Raw genomic sequence first — 16,327 nt, 5'->3', positions numbered from 1 at the left:
CCTGCTTTACCTCCCGTTACGACTCACGGCTTGGGGATCGCGACGGCGTTATATGTCGTGTCCGGCGTGGGCGGCGTGGAGAACCGCGCGTTCGGCAGGTAGAGCCTGCCGCCGAACGAGGCGACGGTCGTCGGCACGTCAAACCGAGGATCGGTCACCTTTTGCACGAGCCGACCACTGGTTCCCCTGCGGTCCACCGCGAACTCGGCCACGGTGTTCAGGCGGTTCTGCACCACGTAGAGCGACCGGCCGACGACCAGCAGGCCGTCCCCGTTGGTCAACAACTCGCCACCGAGATCGACCTCTTTCGTCGCCCCCGTGGAGGGGTCGACGCGGAACAACTTGCCCGTGTTGCTCTGCACGATGAGCAGCGCGCGACCGTCCGGGGTCTCCGCGATGCCGTTCGCGTTGTTAACACCGGGTGTCAGGACGAAGTCGCCGGTCAACGGCACCGCGACCGCTTCGGTGGGCAACGAACCACCGCGCCCCAGTGCCAGTTTGTAAAGCACCGACTTACGCGAATCCGTGTACCAGACCGCCTTGTCCGTCACGACGACGTCGTTGACGAAAGTGTCGGCGTCCGGCGAGAACTGGTAGCTCTTCAGGATCGCCCCGGAACGAGCGTCGACCACTCGACCATTCCCCGCCCCGCCGCCGGAGACGAACAGCCGTTCCCGCGAGTCGATCTTCAACCCGACCGACGGTGTGCCAGGCCCGGCGCTGAACACGGAACCGGTTCCGGTGCGCAGGTCGACCCGGTAGATCGACCCGTCCCCGCGCGACCCGAAGTACGCCGTCGGCTTGGAGCCGATGGCGATGCCCTCGGGCAGAAAACCATTGGGAAGCGCGAACTCCGTCGGGAACGCACGACCGTGGTCCGCCACCGCGGGTACCGCGCTCACCAGCGATAGACCGAGTACGACGGCAGCCATCACGCCGAATTTGCGAGACATGCCCCAACTCCTGTCGTTTGTGCGGTTTGTGCCCGCACGCAGGAGTCTTTCGCAGTGACGGTGGCTGAACCACCGCTCTTCAGCAAACCGACAGGTCGAATGGAGATCACATCACCATAAGAGATGCGAATAACCTTCATGGCCTAATCACATGATGGCACATGCATCAGCCCCCGAAGCGATTGGCCTTCACAGCGCCCACGAAAGCAGCAAAACCCCGCCGCCCAACAGCAAGAACAGCCCCAGAGGGATCCTTCGAGTCCCGCACCAGCCCGGCGTACGCCACCTCGACGCACTCGCCCTGACTCACGCTGCGACTCGACTTACGCCAGGAGACTGCGACCTCGACGCACGCCCCCTGGCTGACACTCCGGCTCGACTTGCGCCACTGGATCTCACTCATCGCGCTCCCCCTAGCCACTACAAGCTCTCGGCGGCCTCCGCGATCAGCTCCAGCGACTCCTCGGGGCTCATCGCGAGTCTCCACATGCCCTCGAACCTGAGGTTACACAGCTCGCGATCACTCGGGCGCTCCATGTACTGCCCTTGCATGAAGTTCTCCACGTACACCACATCGACGTGCTGCTCGTGCGGAAAGGACATCAGCGTGAAGGTCGACCCCATCCCCGGATAGGCCCCCTGGCTGAACGGCATGATCCGAATCTCGACGTTCGACAACTCGGTCAGCGCCATCAGGTGCAACAACTGCGCCCTCATCACCGCGGGCCCACCCACCACCGACCGGGTGATCGCCTCGTTGAACACGGCTCGCACCCGCAGTGGATCCTTCTCGTGCAGCCGCGCCTGCCTCTCAGCCCTCAGCACCTCCTGCTGCGCCAGGATCACCTCCACCCGTTCAAGATCATCGGCCCGGATGGTCGCCCTCGTGTACTCCGGGATCTGGAGCAGCCCCGGCAGCAGGTCGAACCGGAAGATCCGCAACAACGAGGCCTCGAACTCCAACTCGATGTAGTCCAGCGCGGCGTCGAACAGCAGCCCACCTTCAACCCCGTCGATCAGCCGCTGCTGCTTCGCGTAGACCGCGTCGCCGTAGAGCTTGTCCCGCTCGGGCCCCGACACCTGGTAGGCGAACCCGGCAGCCATCACGTCCACGGGGTTGATGGGCCGCACAGCGTTCTCCATCATCGAAATCTTCGCGTTGGAGCACCGCATCAACCGCCCGGCCTCCACCAAACTCAAATCCCTCCCCCGCCGCCACTTCCGCAACGTCCGCCCAATGGCCCGCTCGATCATGGAGGCTTGAAAGTCGCTCACCCACCCAACTCTAAAGCCGAATCCCCACGACACCACTACCACGATGGTGTGGGGACAACCGTTAAAACCCCGTTCCCCGTGGTTAACAACACCCCCTAAGCGCCATCCTCGACCCGTGCTCGATTTCCGCTGGCAACCGGCCCACGGCGGCCGCCACGTCATCTCCCAGGACCTCCTACCAGGCGACGAGGGCCACACCTTCTGCGGCCTTGACCTGCAAGTACCCCGCCAACGAAACACCAAGACGGAGTGGCTCTGGCCCACCTGCCAACAGTGCTACGACACCGCGAAGACCCGCACATGATCAAGGAAGACCGCGAACTACTAGCGGAACTGAAACACGTCACCACCCACGTAACGGATTTCCTCATAGCCACCCTGGGCGCCACCCCGGTAAACCCGGACTCCCAACGCGAACTAGCCGACCACCTTTTGACCACCGGCCAATTACTACTCGACCACACAAATGCCGGGCACATCATCAACGGCTACATCAACGGCTGCGTCACACCAACAGCCGGCGCGCTTCCGAGACGTCCGCGCGGGCAGGCTGGCGGGTATGGAGTGGATCAAAGGACCGGTCGGACCGGGTGCTGAGCGACGTGTGACCAGGGCGGGCCTGAAGACCGTGTTGGTGCTCGTGCCGCACGTGGTGGCTGGCACGCGGCTGGTGGACGTGCTGCCGGTGTTGGAGGGGGACCTGCGCGTGCAGGTGGTGTTCGCGGTGCCGGACTGGGACGGGGCGTGGCACGGGACCGAGGAGTTCGTCCGCGGGTTGGGCGGGGTGGTGCTGCCCTGGCGGCAGGCGGTGGCCGAGCGGTTCGACCTGGTGCTCGCCGCCAGCCACCGCGGTGTCGACCGGGTGCGGGGGCCGGTGCTGGTGCTGCCGCACGGCGTGGGGGCGTTGAAGTCGCGGACGCGCCCGTGGCGGTCGCACGGGCTGGCGCGGGAAGCGCTGGTGCGCAACGGTCGCGTGGTCGCGGCGGCCATCGTGGTGGCGCACGAGGGTGAACTGGCCGTGCTGCGGGAGTCCTGCCCGGAGGCCGTTCCCGCGGCCGTGGTCGGCGGAGACGTGTGCCTGGACCGGATGGTCGCGAGCCTGCCCCACCGCGAGCACTACCGCCGCGCGCTGGGCGTCGAGCGGGAGCTGATCACGGTCTGCTCGACGTGGACGCCGCAGTCGGTGTTCGGCGCGCACCCGGAGGTGTTCCGGCGGTTGCTGGACGAACGGGCCGACAAGCGGACGCGCGTGGCGGCGGTGCTGCACCCCAACACCTGGGCCGTGCACGGGCCGTGGCAGGTGCGGTCGTGGTTGGCGGACTGCCTGCGCGACGGGCTGCTGCTGGTCCCGCCCGAGGAGGGGTGGCGGGCGGCGGTGGTGGCGAGCGACGTGGTGCTGGGCGACCACGGGTCGACCACGCAGTACGCGGCGGCGATCGGTCGGCGGATCGCGCTGGTCCCGTTCCCCGACGTGCGCGCGGGCAGTCCGGCCGACGTGCTGGCCCGGCGCGCGACGGTGCTCGACCTCTCCCGGCCGCTGCTGCCGCAGCTCGACGCGGCGCACGGCGGACACGAGGTGCTCGTCGAGTCGATCACGTCCCGACCGGGGTCGGCGGCGGCCGTTCTCCGGTTGACGATTCACCGGATGCTGGGTCTCGACGAACCGGTGCGGCCCGTGGAGGCGGTTCCCGTTCCGCTCCTCCACGCCGCTGGGTTCGGGATGGAAACCCATGTGGCTCAAGGGCTTTCGTCAGACCGCGCGTTCTACGGCGTCGGCGGCCGGCGGGCCTTAAATCGGCTTCAAGTCGGTGCCGATTCACCAACCGTGAGGGAATCGTGAAACACCAGGCCACACCCCCCGCACACCCCGTTGGTCCAGAAATCCGAAGATAACGGACCGATAACGACGGGATCGCGGAGGAGCATCGGCACGGCATTGGTACGTATGCCCCAGTGTCCACCGCCGTCAGGCGGCCGGGGTTCGAAGCGCTCTGCGCGTACCAAACGACGAGGTGACACATCACATGACGCGTTCCCAGGGACGGCACACCTTCTCCCGCCGCGCGAAGCTGACAGCGGGAATGACCGGATTGGCACTCACGGTTGGTCTGGCCGTCGCGTTCACCACCACCGGGGACCAGGGGGAGGCCAAGGCCGATGGCGCGGACAAATCGCTGTTCGTCGACATCACCAAGGTCAAGCCCAACGTCAAGACCCCGAAGGCGCAGCAGGACGCGACCACCGGCACGTTCACGGTCGACTGCGGTCTGAACGAGAACAAGCACTTCAACGGGGACAACTTCATCGCGGCGCCCGGCGTGAACAACGGCGCGGAGCACCTCCACGACTACGTCGGCAACCTCACGACCGACGCGAACTCCAGCAACCAGAGCCTCCAGGCTGGTGGCACCACCTGCGCGAACGGTGACAAGTCCGCCTACTTCTGGCCGGTCATCCGGATCGACAAGGGCGAGGCGGAGGCCGCCGCCGCGGACAACGCCGCCGGGCAGAAGAACGGCCAGGCCGCCAAGGACAAGGCCGCCGCCGACTCGGCCGCCGCCGACCCCAGCGCGGCCGCCCCCAGTTCGGCCGCCGCCGACCCGAACGCCAAGCAGCAGAAGAACGGCCAGAACAACCAGCAAGGCAACAACCAGCAGGGCAACAACCAGCGCAACGGCCAGAACAACGGGCAGAACAACCAGAACGACAAGCCCCAGGGCCTCCAGCGCGACAACAACGACCAGAACGGCAACCAGCGCAACGGCCAGAACAACAACAACCAGCAGCAGAACAAGCAGGGCCAGAACAACAAGGACCAGAACGCCGACGCGGGCAACGGCCAGGCGGGCGCGGACGTGGCCCAGAACGAGGCCAACCTGGGCAAGGACGCCGCGATCGACCTCCCCGGCAACGACGGCGTGATCCAGGAGCCGAAGGCCGCCGACATCACCTTCCGGGGCAGCCCGGTCGGCGACGTCGTGGCGATGCCGAAGTTCCTCAAGATCCTCTACGGCGACGCCAAGCGCTCCATCAACGGCGACAAGAACACCAAGGCGTCCTGGACCTGCGCGGGCTTCGAGGACAAGGTGCTGACCGACAAGTACCCGATCTGCCCGAACGGCGCCAACGTCAAGCGCATCCACGACTTCCCCGGTTGCTGGGACGGCAAGAACACCGACAGCGCCAACCACCGCGACCACGTCGCGTTCGCCGACGCCAACGGCAAGTGCCAGAACGGTTTCAAGGCGATCCCGCAGCTGCGCATCACGCTGACCTACGACATCCCGGCCGACGTGCAGCAGAACGCGCAGTACAAGGTCGACTCGTTCCCGGCCGAGAAGCACGACCCGCTGACCGACCACGACGACTTCGCGAACGTCATGTCCGACCAGATCATGAACCGGCTCGTCGACTGCATCAACAGCAACAAGACCTGCAAGGAGTAGGCATGATCGAGGCGCACTACTCGGTGGCCGTGACGGGCGACCGCGGGTGGCTCGGCCAGGTCGACGAGCTGCGCCGGGGCGACGACGTCCAGCGCCTGCTGGACCGGCTCACCGATCCGCGCAGCGACAACGCGCTGCTGATCCACACCGACCGCCCCACCTTGGACTCCGGGTACCCGGACCACGAGGTGACGGTCGGGGTGCGGGGTGACCGGGGCGCGATCCTGTTCACCGACAGCGTCACCGGCACGTGGGTGACGCTCGGCGAGGGCCCGCCCCAGCGGACCGTCTACGCGGGGATCGAGTTCCCCACGCACTGCGAGATCCCCGTGCCGACGCTGGCCGTGGCCATCGAGGAGTTCCTCGTGACCGGTCAGCGGCCGACGAGAGTGCCGTGGCAACAGGCCCGGTGACGTCCCCCGTCGCCGGAAGCGCCGTGGAGGGGCCCGCCCTGTACGGGTTCCTCCGCGGTGGTCACGGGATCGCGAGTCCCGCGGACCGCAGCGACTCCTCGACGCGCAGCCGTTCCAGTTCGCGGTCCATGCCCTCGGGCAGGTAGCCCAGCCGGTGTTCGACCTCCACGGCCCGGCACGCCTGCACCAGCAGCGCGTCGTACGCCTGCCGGGCGCCGCGGCGGCGCACCACGGGGGTGCCGGACTCGAACTCCGCCAGCACCCGGTGCACGCGCCGCAGATCGGCCGACACCTGTTCGATCGACGGCCCGCCGGGCACGACCGGCGCTCGGCGCTTGATCTTCCGCGCCACCTTCGGGGCCGTGATGGCGACCCAGCCCAGCACCACCGGCGTGGCCACCACGACGGCGTAGAGAACCAGGTTCTGGACCGGGACCTCGGCCATACCGGAAATGCTACGGCGTTCCGGACCCCGAGTGCAGGGCCAAGTAGAGGTCCACCCGGACGGCGAACGACCCCAGGTCCACGCCCAGCAGCTCCTCCACCCGCCCGATCCGGTAGCGCAGGGTGTTCACGTGGACGTGCAGCTTCGCGGCGGCGGTCGTCCACGAGCCCGAGTCGTCGAGGAACACCCGCAGCGTGCCCACGAGGTCCGTGCCGTGCTCGGCGTCGTAGTCCAGCACCGCGCCCAGCAGCCGTCGCCGCACCGACGCCCGCAACTCCTCCGGCACCCCGGCCAACAACAGCTGGTGCAGCGCGATCTCCTCGCCCGCCACCACGCACGTGCGCCCGGCCCGCGACTCCCCCAGCCGCCGCGCGTGCGACGCCTCCTCCAGCGCGCCGCGCAGTCCGGCCACGCCGACCGGTGAGCTGATCCCGACCAGCAGCCGGGTCGAGTCCAGGCCGGGTTCCAGTGTCCGCAACGCCTTCCGCGCCGTCTCCGCCACCTGCTCGACGTCCGCGGGCGTCACGGCGAACACCTCGGGCCCGATCGTCGCGACCAGGGCGCGGGGCGCGATCCGCGCGACCAGCTCCTCCAGCACGGCGGCCGCGAGGTCGACGCGGCGGTCGGACGCCGACAGCGCCAGCACCCGCAGCGGCGCGTCCGGGTCGAAGCCCGCCGCCGACATCCGCGACCGCAGCTCCCCCGGCCCCGCAGACCCGTCCAGGACCAGCCGCAGCAGCGGTCCGGCGGCCCGGTTCTCGATCGCCCGGCCCTGCGCGATCCGCGACCGCTCCAGCGCCACGAGGCTGGCCAGCTCGGCTGCGACCTCGTCGTGCGCCAGGTCGCCCGCGACGACGAGGATCCACCCGGTGAGCCTGCCGCCGCCGCGGTCGGCCACCGGCAGCAGCGTCGTGCCGCGCACGACCTTCGGCAGCCGGTCCGCGCGCAGGAAGTCGCGGACGAGCGCGGCGGGCTGGTCGACCTCGGCGCCCGCCACGAGCCTCCCGGTGGTGGACAGCACCGAGCAGCTCGCGCCCAGCTCCCGCGCACCGGCCTCCACCAGCGCGGGCAGGCCCTCGGCGACGACGGTCAGCAGCCGCCGGTGCCGTCCGAGCATGGTCCCCGCGTCGCCGACCCGCTCGGCGGCGAGTTCGAGCACGACGCGTTCGGTGATGGTCGCGAACGACAGGTCGACCGGCACCTCCAGCAGCGGCACGCCGTGCCGGGCGCACGCCTCCACCAGCGTCGACGGCAGCTCGCGTGCCTCCGGTTCGCTGGCCGCCAGCGCCGCCACGCCAGCGTGCGCGAGCGACGACACGAACACCTCGCAATCTGCGGCTTCCCGATGCCACAGCAGTCCGGACAGCACCAGCTCGCCCCCGGAGAGGTACCGTGCCGGATCAGGTAGTTCGGTGCCGTAGAGCCTGGTCACAGGCCGGTCGAGCAGCTCGTCGCCGGACCTCAGGCGCAAGCGCAGCTCCGGCATCCCGAGCAGGGCGCGCACCAGCACCACGTCCACCTCCTCGTCCGATCGGGTTTGTAGGAAAGCACAAAAGCACTGCCTGTAGGAGCCTTGGGTTCATGCGCGGGGCCGTAGCAGTCGACCGGCCCCGCTCTGTGTACTGGCTCACACACCGATTGGAGGGCGAGTGACGATCTCCACCCACGTGCTGGACGCGCAGCGCGGCCGACCCGCCACCGGGCTCGCCGTGCGGCTCGAACGCGCGGACGGGACGCTCGTGTCGGCCGGGGAGACCGGCGCGGACGGCCGGATCACCGGCTGGGACGCCACCGAGGTCGGCGTCTACCGGCTGGTGTTCGACACCGGGCCGATCGCGCCGTTCTTCCCCGAGGTCGTGCTGACGTTCCACGTCGCCGACCCGGCCGAGCACTACCACGTGCCGCTGCTGTTGTCCCCGTTCGCGTACTCGACCTACCGAGGCAGCTGATGGATTTCCTCCGCCCCGACACCTTCGCCGAAGCGCTGGCCGTGAAGGCAGACCGGCCGGACGCCGTGCCGATCGCCGGTGGCACGGACGTGATGGTCGAGCTGAACTTCGACCACCGCAGGCCGTCGTCGCTGCTGGACCTGACCCGCGTCGCCGAGCTGCGCGAGTGGTCGACCGTCGACGGGAAGCTCCGCGTCGGCTCCGGCGTGCCGTACGCGCGGATCATCGAGCAGCTCGGCGCGCAGCTGCCCGGTCTCGCGATGGCGTCCCGCACGGTCGGGTCGCCGCAGATCCGCAACCGCGGCACCGTCGGCGGCAACCTCGGCGCGGCCTCCCCCGCGGGCGACACGCACCCCGTGCTGCTGGCGGGCGACGCCGTCGTCGAGGTCGCCTCCACGCGCGGCACCCGGATGATCCCGGCCGCCGAGTTCTACCTGGGCGTGAAGCGCAACGCGCTGGAGCCGGACGAGCTGATCGCGGCCGTGCACCTGACGCCCTCGCCGGGCCCGGAGCAGTTCGCGAAGGTCGGCACGCGCAACGCCATGGTCATCGCGGTGTGCTCGTTCGCCATCGCCCTGCACCCCGCCGAGAAGCGGGTCGGCGCGGCCGTGGGCTCGGCCGCCCCGACGCCCCGGCACGCCACGGCCGCCGAGGAGTTCCTGGCGGGCGAACTGGACTGGGACGCGCCGAAACCGCTGCTGGACTCGGTGAAGCGCCGGTTCGGCGAGCTGGTCGCCGAGGCCGCGAGCCCGATCGACGACGTGCGCGGCAGCGCCGCGTACCGCAAGCACGCACTGGCCGTGCTCGCCCGGCGGACGCTGGGCTGGGCGTGGCAGGACCACCTGGACGAGGAGGCTCGCGCATGCGCGTGACCGTGACCGTGAACGGCGAGCAGCGGCAGGCCGACGACGTGTGGGAGGGCGAGAGCCTCCTCTTCATGCTGCGCGAGCGGCTGGGTCTGCCGGGCTCGAAGAACGCCTGCGAGCAGGGCGAGTGCGGTTCCTGCACGGTGTACCTGGACAGCGTCCCGGTGTGCTCGTGCCTGGTGGCCGCGGGCCAGGCGCAGGACCGCGAGGTGCGCACGGTCGAGGGCCTGGCCGAGGGCGACCGGCTCGACCCGGTGCAGGAGGCGTTCGTCGAGGCGGGCGCGGTGCAGTGCGGGTTCTGCACGCCCGGCCTGGTCGTGGCGGCGCACGACCTGCTCGACCGCGTGCCGAAGCCCAGCGACCCGGAGATCCGCGAGGCGTTGGCCGGGAACCTGTGCCGCTGCACCGGGTACGAGAAGATCCTGGACGCCGTGCGGCTCGCGGCGGCTCGCCGATGATCACCGTCATCGACCGGGTCGCGGTGTCCACTGTGGACGCTGTCGGCACCGAGCACCTCTACGGGCACGTGGTCGTGGAGGGCGACACGATCACGTCCGTCGGCGCGGGCCCCGCTCCCGCGCAGCAGGGCCCGCACACCTACGTCGACGGCTCCGGCTGCCTGCTCACGCCGGGCCTGGTCAACACACACCACCACCTCTACCAGTGGGCCACCAGGGGTTTCGCGCAGGACGCGACCCTGTTCGAGTGGCTGACCGAGCTGTACCCGGTGTGGCGCGGCCTGGACGCGGGCGTCACGCACGCCGCCGCGTCCGCCGGCCTGGCCCGGCTCGCGGTCACCGGCTGCACGACCGCCGCGGACCACCACTACGTGTTCCCCCGCGAGGGCGGCGACCAGTTCGACGCGCTCGTCGGCGCGGGCAGGCGGATCGGCATCCGGTTGCACGCCATCCGCGGGTCGATGGACCGCGGCCGGTCGCACGGCGGGCTGCCGCCGGACAACCTGGTCGAGGAGACCGAGGCCGCGCTGACCGCCACCGAGAAGGCCGTCGACGACTACCACGACCCGGCGCGCGACGCGCTGGTCCGCGTGGCCGTCGGTCCGTGCTCGCCGTTCTCCGTGAGCCCCGAGCTGATGACCGGCGCGGCGGAGTTGGCCCGCCGCAAGGGGGTCCGCCTGCACACCCACCTCGCCGAGACCGTCGACGAGGAGGAGCAGTGCCAGGCCGAGAACGGCTGCACGCCCACCGAGTACGCCGAACGCCTCGGCTGGCTCGGCGACGACGTGTGGCTCGCGCACACCGTGCACCTGTCCGGCGACGCCGTGAAGCGGCTGGGCGCGACGGGCACCGGGTCCGCGCACTGCCCGACGTCGAACGGTCGGCTGGGCACGGGCATCGCGCCGGTGCGCGACCTGCTGGACGCGGGCGCGCCCGTGGGCCTCGGGGTCGACGGGGCGGCGTCGAACGAGGACGGTGGGCTGGTCGCGGAGCTGCGCCAGTCCGTGATGCAGGCGCGGCAACGCGGTGGGCCGAAGGCGATGACGTTCCGGCAGGCGTTGTGGCTGGCCACGATGGGTGGCGCCCGCTGCCTCGGCCGCCAGGACGAGATCGGCTCGATCGAGCCGGGCAAGCTCGCCGACCTGGCGCTGTGGCGGCTCGACGGCGTGGACCACGCGGGCATCACCGATCCCGTGGCGGCACTGGTGTTCGGCCCGCAACCGCCGTTGAGGCTGCTGCTGGTCGGCGGTCGGACCGTGGTGTCCGACGACGAACTCCGCACCGCGCCCGCCGACGACCTGGCCCGTGAACTCAAGGCTGCTAGCGCGAAGCTGATCGAGGTATCCGCATGAGTCTCACCCCCGCAGAACTCACCTCCAGCGTCACCGGGGGCATCGGCACGAGCCCCCAGCGCCCGGACGGCAACCTCAAGGTGCGCGGCGAGTTCGCCTACGCGTCGGACCTGTGGCACGAGGACATGATCTGGGGTTCGACGCTGCGCAGCCCGCACCCGTACGCGCGGATCGTGTCGATCGACCTGACCGAGGCGTTGAAGGTGCCCGGCGTGTACGCCGTGCTGACGCACCAGGACGTGCCCGGCTCCAACCTGTACGGCCTGGAGCACAAGGACCAGCCCGTGCTCGCGGTCGACGTCGTGCGCTACCAGGGTGAGGCGGTCGCGCTCGTCGGGGCCGACCACCCGGAGACCGCGACGCGCGCGATGAAGCGCATCAAGGTCGAGTACGAGGTCCTGGAACCCGTGGTGGACATGGAAACCGCGGCCGACGACACCCCGTTGCACCCCGGCGGCAACCTGGTGCGGCACGTGCCGATCCGGCGCGGCGACCAGGCCCCGACCGCCGACGTCGTGGTGACCGGCCGGTACGAGGTCGGCATGCAGGACCAGGCGTTCCTCGGCCCGGAGTCCGGTCTCGCGGTGCCCGCCGAGGACGGCGGCGTCGACCTCTACATCGCCACGCAGTGGCTGCACGTCGACCAGGGCCAAGTCGCGTCGGCGCTCGGGATGCCGCTGGACAAGGTGCGGCTCACGCTGTCCGGCGTCGGCGGCGCGTTCGGCGGCCGGGAGGACCTGTCGATGCAGGTCCACGCGTGCATGCTGGCGCTGCACACCCGCAAGCCGGTGAAGATGGTCTACAACCGCGAGGAGTCGTTCTACGGCCACGTGCACCGGCACCCGGCCGTGCTGCACTACGAGCACGGCGCCACCCGTGACGGGAAACTGGTGTACGTCAAGGCGAGGATCTTCCTCGACGGCGGCGCGTACGCGTCCAGCACCGGCGCGGTCGTCGCGAACGCCGCCACGCTCGGCGTCGGCCCGTACGAGGTCGACAACGTGACAGTCGACTGCTACGGCGTGTACACGAACAACCCGCCGTGCGGCGCGATGCGCGGATTCGGGGCCGTGCAAGCGGGTTTCGCCTACGAGTCCCAAATGGACAAGCTGGCCGAGGCGCTCGGCGTGGACCCGGTCGACCTGCGGATCGCGAACGCGATGACCGAGGGCTCGGTCATGCCGACCGGCCAGGTCGTCGACTCAGCGGCCCCGGTGGCGCAGCTGTTGAAGCTGGTGAAGGACAAGCCGATGCCGCCCGTGGCCACGACCGTGGACCTGCGCTCGATGCCCGGCGGCGTCTCGAACACCACCCACGGCGAAGGTGTCGTGCGTGGCGTCGGCTACGCCGTCGGCATCAAGAACGTGTGCTTCTCCGAGGGCTACGACGACTACTCGACCGCCCGCGTGCGCGTCCAGGTCATCAACGGCGAACTCGTCGCGCTCGCCCACACGGCGGCGTGCGAGGTCGGCCAAGGCCTGGTGACGATCATGCAGCAGATCGTGCGGACCGAACTCGGCGTGCAGCGCGTGACGATCCTGCCGATGGACACCACCATCGGCAACGGCGGCTCCACGTCGGCGTCGCGGCAGACCTACGTCACCGGCGGCGCGGTGAAGGCGGCCTGCGCGGCCGTGCGCGACAAGCTGGCCAAGCTCGCGAGTGGGCGGGAACTGTCCGAAGTGGACCTGGTGGAGCTGCTCGGCGACGACGTGGTCGACGAGACGGTCGAGTGGCGGCACCGCGCGACCGAGCCGATCGACCCGGAAACGGGGCAGGGCAACGCGCACGTGCAGTACGGCTTCGCGGCGCACCGCGCGGTCGTCGACGTGGACGTGGAGCTCGGCCTGGTGAAGGTGGTCGAGCTGGACTGCGCGCAGGACGTGGGCAACGCCCTCAACCCGCAGGCGGTGCTGGGCCAGATCCAGGGCGGATCGGCGCAGGGTCTGGGGTTGGCGGTCATGGAGGAGATCCAGACCGCGGGCGGCAAGGTGCGCAACCCGTCGTTCACCGACTACCTGATCCCGACCGTCCTCGACATGCCGCCGATGAGCATCGACGTGCTCGAACTGGCCGATCCCCACGCGCCCTACGGCGTCCGGGGCGTGGGCGAGCCGCCGACGATCTCGTCCACCCCGGCCATCGTGGCCGCCATCAGGGCCGCGACCGGCCTGGCGCTCACCCGTGTCCCGGTCCGACCAGAGCACATCACCCAGACCTAGTCACCCCTCCCGTCCCGCCGCGGCCTTTTCCGGCCGCGGCGCGGACGAGCACGCCCAAGGAGCACTCATGACCACGTCCCTGCACGCCGACCAGGCCTGGCTGCGCGACGCGATCGACCTGGCCACGCGCAACGTCGCCGACGGCGGCGGCCCGTTCGGCGCGGTGATCGTCCGCGCGGGCGAGGTGATCGCCACGGGCACCAACCAGGTCACGCCGCTGCTCGACCCGACCGCGCACGCCGAGGTCGTCGCGATCCGCGCGGCCTGCCAGACGATCGGCGACTTCAAGCTCACCGGGTGCGTACTGGTGTCGTCGTGCGAGCCGTGCCCGCTGTGCCTCTCGGCCGCCCTGTGGGCGCGGGTGGACCGGGTGGTGTTCGCCGCCGACCGCCACGACGCCGCCGCGGCCGGGTTCGACGACCGCGAGTTCTACGAGCTGTTCGGCAAGCCCAGGGAGGACTGGAGCCTGCCCGTCGACCGGGTCAGCACCGACGTGGACAACGCGCCCTTCAGCGCCTGGCTGTCCCGCGCCGACCGCGTCGACTACTAGGAAGACCTGGTGCCGACCGGGGCACCGAAAAGAAAACGCGTTCGACGGGACCGAGGCCGGCAAGCACGGGCCCCGCCGAACGCGCCCACCGGCACGGGAAGGACGTCATGACCCAGCTAAGGAATGACATCCCCGCACGAACACCCCTCGACCGGTACTTCCGCGTCGGTGAACGCGGGAGCACCCTCGGCCGCGAGGTGCGCGGTGGGATCACCACCTTCGTGGCGATGTCGTACATCGTATTGCTCAACCCGCTGATCCTCGGCGCGTCCGCCGACATCACCGGCGCCCGCCTGTCGACCGAGCAGCTCACGACCGCCACGGCGCTGGCGGCGGGCGTGATGACGATCCTGATGGGCGTCGTCGGCAACGCCCCGTTGGCGTTGGCCGCGGGGCTCGGGGTGAACGGCGTGGTCGCGTTCCAGATGGCCCCGACCATGACGTGGGCGCAGGCGTTCGGCCTGGTGGTGCTCGAAGGCGTCTGCATCGTCGTCATGGCGGTGTCCGGCGTCCGGGAGCGGATCATCAACGCCATCCCGGCCCCGTTGAAGATCGCCATCACCGTGGGCATCGGCCTCTACATCGCGTTCGTCGGCCTGGTCAGCGCCGGTTTCGTCACCCGAACCCCGGACGCCGCCCACTCCACCGTGCCCGTGCGGATGGGCGTCGACGGCCACCTCGTGGGTTGGCCGATCGTCGTCTTCGCGGTAGGCCTGCTGCTCATGATCGTCCTGATGAGCCGCGGCGTGCCCGGTGCGGTCCTGATCAGCATCGGGACGGCGACGGTGCTCGCCATCGTGGTGAACTCCCTCTTCCACGTCGAGGGGTGGGGCCTGGTCGAGCCGACCGTGCCCGACAGCATCGTCGCCGCCCCCGACTTCGGCCTGTTCGGCCGGATCGACCTGTTCGGCGGCTTCGCCTCGGCGGGCGCGATCAGTGCGACGGTCTTCCTGTTCACGCTCGTGCTCTCGGGGTTCTTCGACGCCATGGGCACCATCACCAGCGTCTCCGACGAGGCCGGGCTCACCAAGGACGGCAAGGTCGAGGGCATGGGCCGCATCCTGCTGGTCGACGGTGCCGGAGCCATCGCGGGCGGCATCACCGGCTCCTCCCCGAACACCGTGTTCCTGGAGTCGGCGGCAGGCGTGGGCGAAGGCGCACGAACCGGCCTGGCCAGCATCGTGACCGGCACCCTCCTCACCGCCACGCTGCTGTTCACCCCACTGGCAGCGGTAGTCCCGGCTCAAGCAGCCGCCCCGGCCTTGGTCGTGATCGGCGGCCTCATGATGGCCCAGGTCCGCCGCATCCCGTGGCAGGACACCGACTACACCATCCCGGTGTTCCTGACGGCGGCCCTGATCCCGTTCACCTACTCCATCACGAACGGCATCGGCGCGGGCTTGATCTCCTACGTCCTCATCAAGCTCTGCAAGGGCCAGTGGCGCGAGATCGGCTGGCTCATGACGGTCATCGCCGGTCTCTTCGTCGTCTACTTCGGCGTCGAGGCCATCACCGCAGTCCTACGCTGACCAGGAGACCCCATGACCTTGATCTTCCTCAACGGCGGCGGCATGCGCGGCGGCCCACTCCACGGCGAACTGCAAGGCACCCCCATGCTCTACCAGGCGACCAGCGCACCGAAGTACCGGTACTTCTCCGTAGGCGACCGCTTCCCAGCCATGCACGCCTCAGGAACGGGGACGGTCAAAGGCGAGGTCTACGACCTCCCCCTCACCATCCTGCGCGACCACCTACTCCCCTCAGAACCCCCGGAGCTGGAGCTGGGTGTGATCGAACTCTCCGACGGCGCGGCCTGCCTCGCCACCATCCTCAGACCCAACTACCTCACCAGCCCGGACCTGGTCGACATCACCCACATAGGTGACTGGCACGCCTACCTGACCCAGCAAAAGAGCGGCTGAACGTATCAGCCACCCTCCTCCCCACTCTTCCCAGATGAGGACCTCCCCGCTGGGGGTGGAGAGGACCGCGGACGTGGGGTGGTCGGGCCAGCAGGGGGCTCCCCGACCACCCACTTCCGTCAAGGACACAGCCAACAAACTGTCGTACCCCACCGCTAGAGTGGAATTCGGGGGCTCCCGGAGCCGATGAACGGTCCGTTCACCTGAAACTTCGCCAGCAACCAGAACTGTCGTACCCCTGGACTAGTGTGGATTTCGGGGGTTCCCAGGACGCGTGAACGGTCCGTTCACCCAGACCGCCGCCAAGCTGACCAAAACTGTCAGACCCCTCGACTAGCGTGTGAATCGGGGGGGCCTCACGACCAGGCGACCCCCGCCACCGCATACCCCCAAACGCAAAAAAGCCCGGTGGGGGACTCCAGAACTGGAGTCCCCCACCGGGAAAGATTGCCCCGCGGTGACCTACTCTCCCACAC

Annotated in this window: 18 protein-coding genes; 13 read left to right on the top strand and 5 right to left on the bottom strand. The window is 69.7% G+C overall.

The annotated features are described in order from the left end of the window. Window positions 1-23: 23 nt before the first annotated feature. The 3 genes from ACFWW9_RS27085 to ACFWW9_RS27075 form a co-directional block, all read right to left on the bottom strand. On the bottom strand, window positions 24-953 hold the full coding sequence (locus ACFWW9_RS27085; RefSeq protein ID WP_390383621.1) for an SMP-30/gluconolactonase/LRE family protein: 930 nt from the start codon (window positions 951-953) through the stop codon (window positions 24-26). A 166-nt stretch (window positions 954-1,119) separates the two neighbouring features. After that, complete coding sequence (locus ACFWW9_RS27080; RefSeq protein WP_390383619.1) at window positions 1,120-1,356, bottom strand: DUF397 domain-containing protein; 237 nt, start codon at window positions 1,354-1,356, stop codon at window positions 1,120-1,122. A 17-nt stretch (window positions 1,357-1,373) separates the two neighbouring features. Next, window positions 1,374-2,228 (bottom strand): helix-turn-helix domain-containing protein, encoded by an 855-nt coding sequence (locus tag ACFWW9_RS27075; RefSeq protein WP_390383617.1) that lies wholly within the window; start codon window positions 2,226-2,228, stop codon window positions 1,374-1,376. Between the two features lie 43 nt (window positions 2,229-2,271). On the opposite strand from ACFWW9_RS27075, the gene ACFWW9_RS27070 reads away from it, so the two are divergent. The 5 genes from ACFWW9_RS27070 (at window position 2,272) to ACFWW9_RS27050 (ending at window position 6,087) form a co-directional block, all read left to right on the top strand. Further along, window positions 2,272-2,532 (top strand): zinc finger protein, encoded by a 261-nt coding sequence (locus tag ACFWW9_RS27070; protein ID WP_390383615.1) that lies wholly within the window; start codon window positions 2,272-2,274, stop codon window positions 2,530-2,532. Continuing rightward, entirely contained in the window at window positions 2,529-2,825 is a 297-nt protein-coding gene (locus tag ACFWW9_RS27065) for a hypothetical protein (protein ID WP_390383613.1), read from the top strand. The genes ACFWW9_RS27070 and ACFWW9_RS27065 overlap by 4 nt, the downstream gene beginning before the upstream one ends. A 7-nt stretch (window positions 2,826-2,832) precedes the next feature. Continuing rightward, window positions 2,833-4,068 carry a hypothetical protein gene (locus tag ACFWW9_RS27060; protein WP_390383611.1) on the top strand — a complete coding sequence of 412 codons (1,236 nt, stop codon included), beginning with the start codon at window positions 2,833-2,835 and terminating at the stop codon, window positions 4,066-4,068. 184 nt (window positions 4,069-4,252) lie between these two features. Beyond that, the gene (locus tag ACFWW9_RS27055) at window positions 4,253-5,674 is read left to right on the top strand and encodes a DUF1996 domain-containing protein (protein ID WP_390383609.1); all 1,422 of its coding nucleotides are present in this window, start codon (window positions 4,253-4,255) and stop codon (window positions 5,672-5,674) included. Window positions 5,675-5,676: 2 nt separating this feature from the next. Further along, window positions 5,677-6,087 carry an Imm1 family immunity protein gene (locus tag ACFWW9_RS27050; RefSeq protein WP_390383607.1) on the top strand — a complete coding sequence of 137 codons (411 nt, stop codon included), beginning with the start codon at window positions 5,677-5,679 and terminating at the stop codon, window positions 6,085-6,087. Window positions 6,088-6,148: 61 nt separating this feature from the next. On the opposite strand, the gene ACFWW9_RS27045 is transcribed toward ACFWW9_RS27050, so the two are convergent. Together ACFWW9_RS27045 and ACFWW9_RS27040 are read right to left on the bottom strand one after the other, a co-directional pair. Then, the gene (locus ACFWW9_RS27045; protein ID WP_390383679.1) at window positions 6,149-6,541 is read right to left on the bottom strand and encodes a hypothetical protein; all 393 of its coding nucleotides are present in this window, start codon (window positions 6,539-6,541) and stop codon (window positions 6,149-6,151) included. Window position 6,542: 1 nt separating this feature from the next. Continuing rightward, complete coding sequence (locus ACFWW9_RS27040) at window positions 6,543-8,051, bottom strand: PucR family transcriptional regulator (protein WP_390383605.1); 1,509 nt, start codon at window positions 8,049-8,051, stop codon at window positions 6,543-6,545. 130 nt (window positions 8,052-8,181) lie between these two features. Here ACFWW9_RS27040 and uraH point away from each other — a divergent pair, with 130 nt between their 5' ends. From uraH to ACFWW9_RS27000, 8 genes are all read left to right on the top strand, one after another. Then, window positions 8,182-8,481 carry a hydroxyisourate hydrolase gene (gene uraH / locus ACFWW9_RS27035; RefSeq protein ID WP_390383603.1) on the top strand — a complete coding sequence of 100 codons (300 nt, stop codon included), beginning with the start codon at window positions 8,182-8,184 and terminating at the stop codon, window positions 8,479-8,481. Then, the gene (locus ACFWW9_RS27030) at window positions 8,481-9,353 is read left to right on the top strand and encodes an FAD binding domain-containing protein (RefSeq protein ID WP_390383601.1); all 873 of its coding nucleotides are present in this window, start codon (window positions 8,481-8,483) and stop codon (window positions 9,351-9,353) included. The genes uraH and ACFWW9_RS27030 overlap by 1 nt, the downstream gene beginning before the upstream one ends. Next, complete coding sequence (locus ACFWW9_RS27025) at window positions 9,344-9,805, top strand: (2Fe-2S)-binding protein (RefSeq protein ID WP_390383599.1); 462 nt, start codon at window positions 9,344-9,346, stop codon at window positions 9,803-9,805. Before ACFWW9_RS27030 ends, ACFWW9_RS27025 begins: the two co-directional genes overlap by 10 nt. Next, window positions 9,802-11,157, top strand: a complete 1,356-nt coding sequence (locus ACFWW9_RS27020) for an 8-oxoguanine deaminase (RefSeq protein ID WP_390383598.1) — start codon at window positions 9,802-9,804, stop codon at window positions 11,155-11,157. The genes ACFWW9_RS27025 and ACFWW9_RS27020 overlap by 4 nt, the downstream gene beginning before the upstream one ends. After that, complete coding sequence (locus ACFWW9_RS27015; RefSeq protein ID WP_390383596.1) at window positions 11,154-13,379, top strand: xanthine dehydrogenase family protein molybdopterin-binding subunit; 2,226 nt, start codon at window positions 11,154-11,156, stop codon at window positions 13,377-13,379. Before ACFWW9_RS27020 ends, ACFWW9_RS27015 begins: the two co-directional genes overlap by 4 nt. Before the next feature lie 67 nt (window positions 13,380-13,446). After that, the gene (locus ACFWW9_RS27010) at window positions 13,447-13,929 is read left to right on the top strand and encodes a nucleoside deaminase (RefSeq protein ID WP_390383594.1); all 483 of its coding nucleotides are present in this window, start codon (window positions 13,447-13,449) and stop codon (window positions 13,927-13,929) included. Between the two features lie 107 nt (window positions 13,930-14,036). Then, on the top strand, window positions 14,037-15,458 hold the full coding sequence (locus tag ACFWW9_RS27005) for an NCS2 family permease (protein WP_390383592.1): 1,422 nt from the start codon (window positions 14,037-14,039) through the stop codon (window positions 15,456-15,458). 12 nt (window positions 15,459-15,470) lie between these two features. Then, entirely contained in the window at window positions 15,471-15,851 is a 381-nt protein-coding gene (locus tag ACFWW9_RS27000) for a gamma-glutamylcyclotransferase (RefSeq protein ID WP_390383591.1), read from the top strand. Window positions 15,852-16,327: the final 476 nt, after the last annotated feature.

Source organism: Umezawaea sp. NPDC059074, assembly GCF_042738955.1.
In the GTDB taxonomy this organism is placed as follows: domain Bacteria; phylum Actinomycetota; class Actinomycetes; order Mycobacteriales; family Pseudonocardiaceae; genus Umezawaea.
Note: the sequence above shows the minus strand (reverse complement) of the source record. Positions and strands in the feature narration are given on the sequence as shown.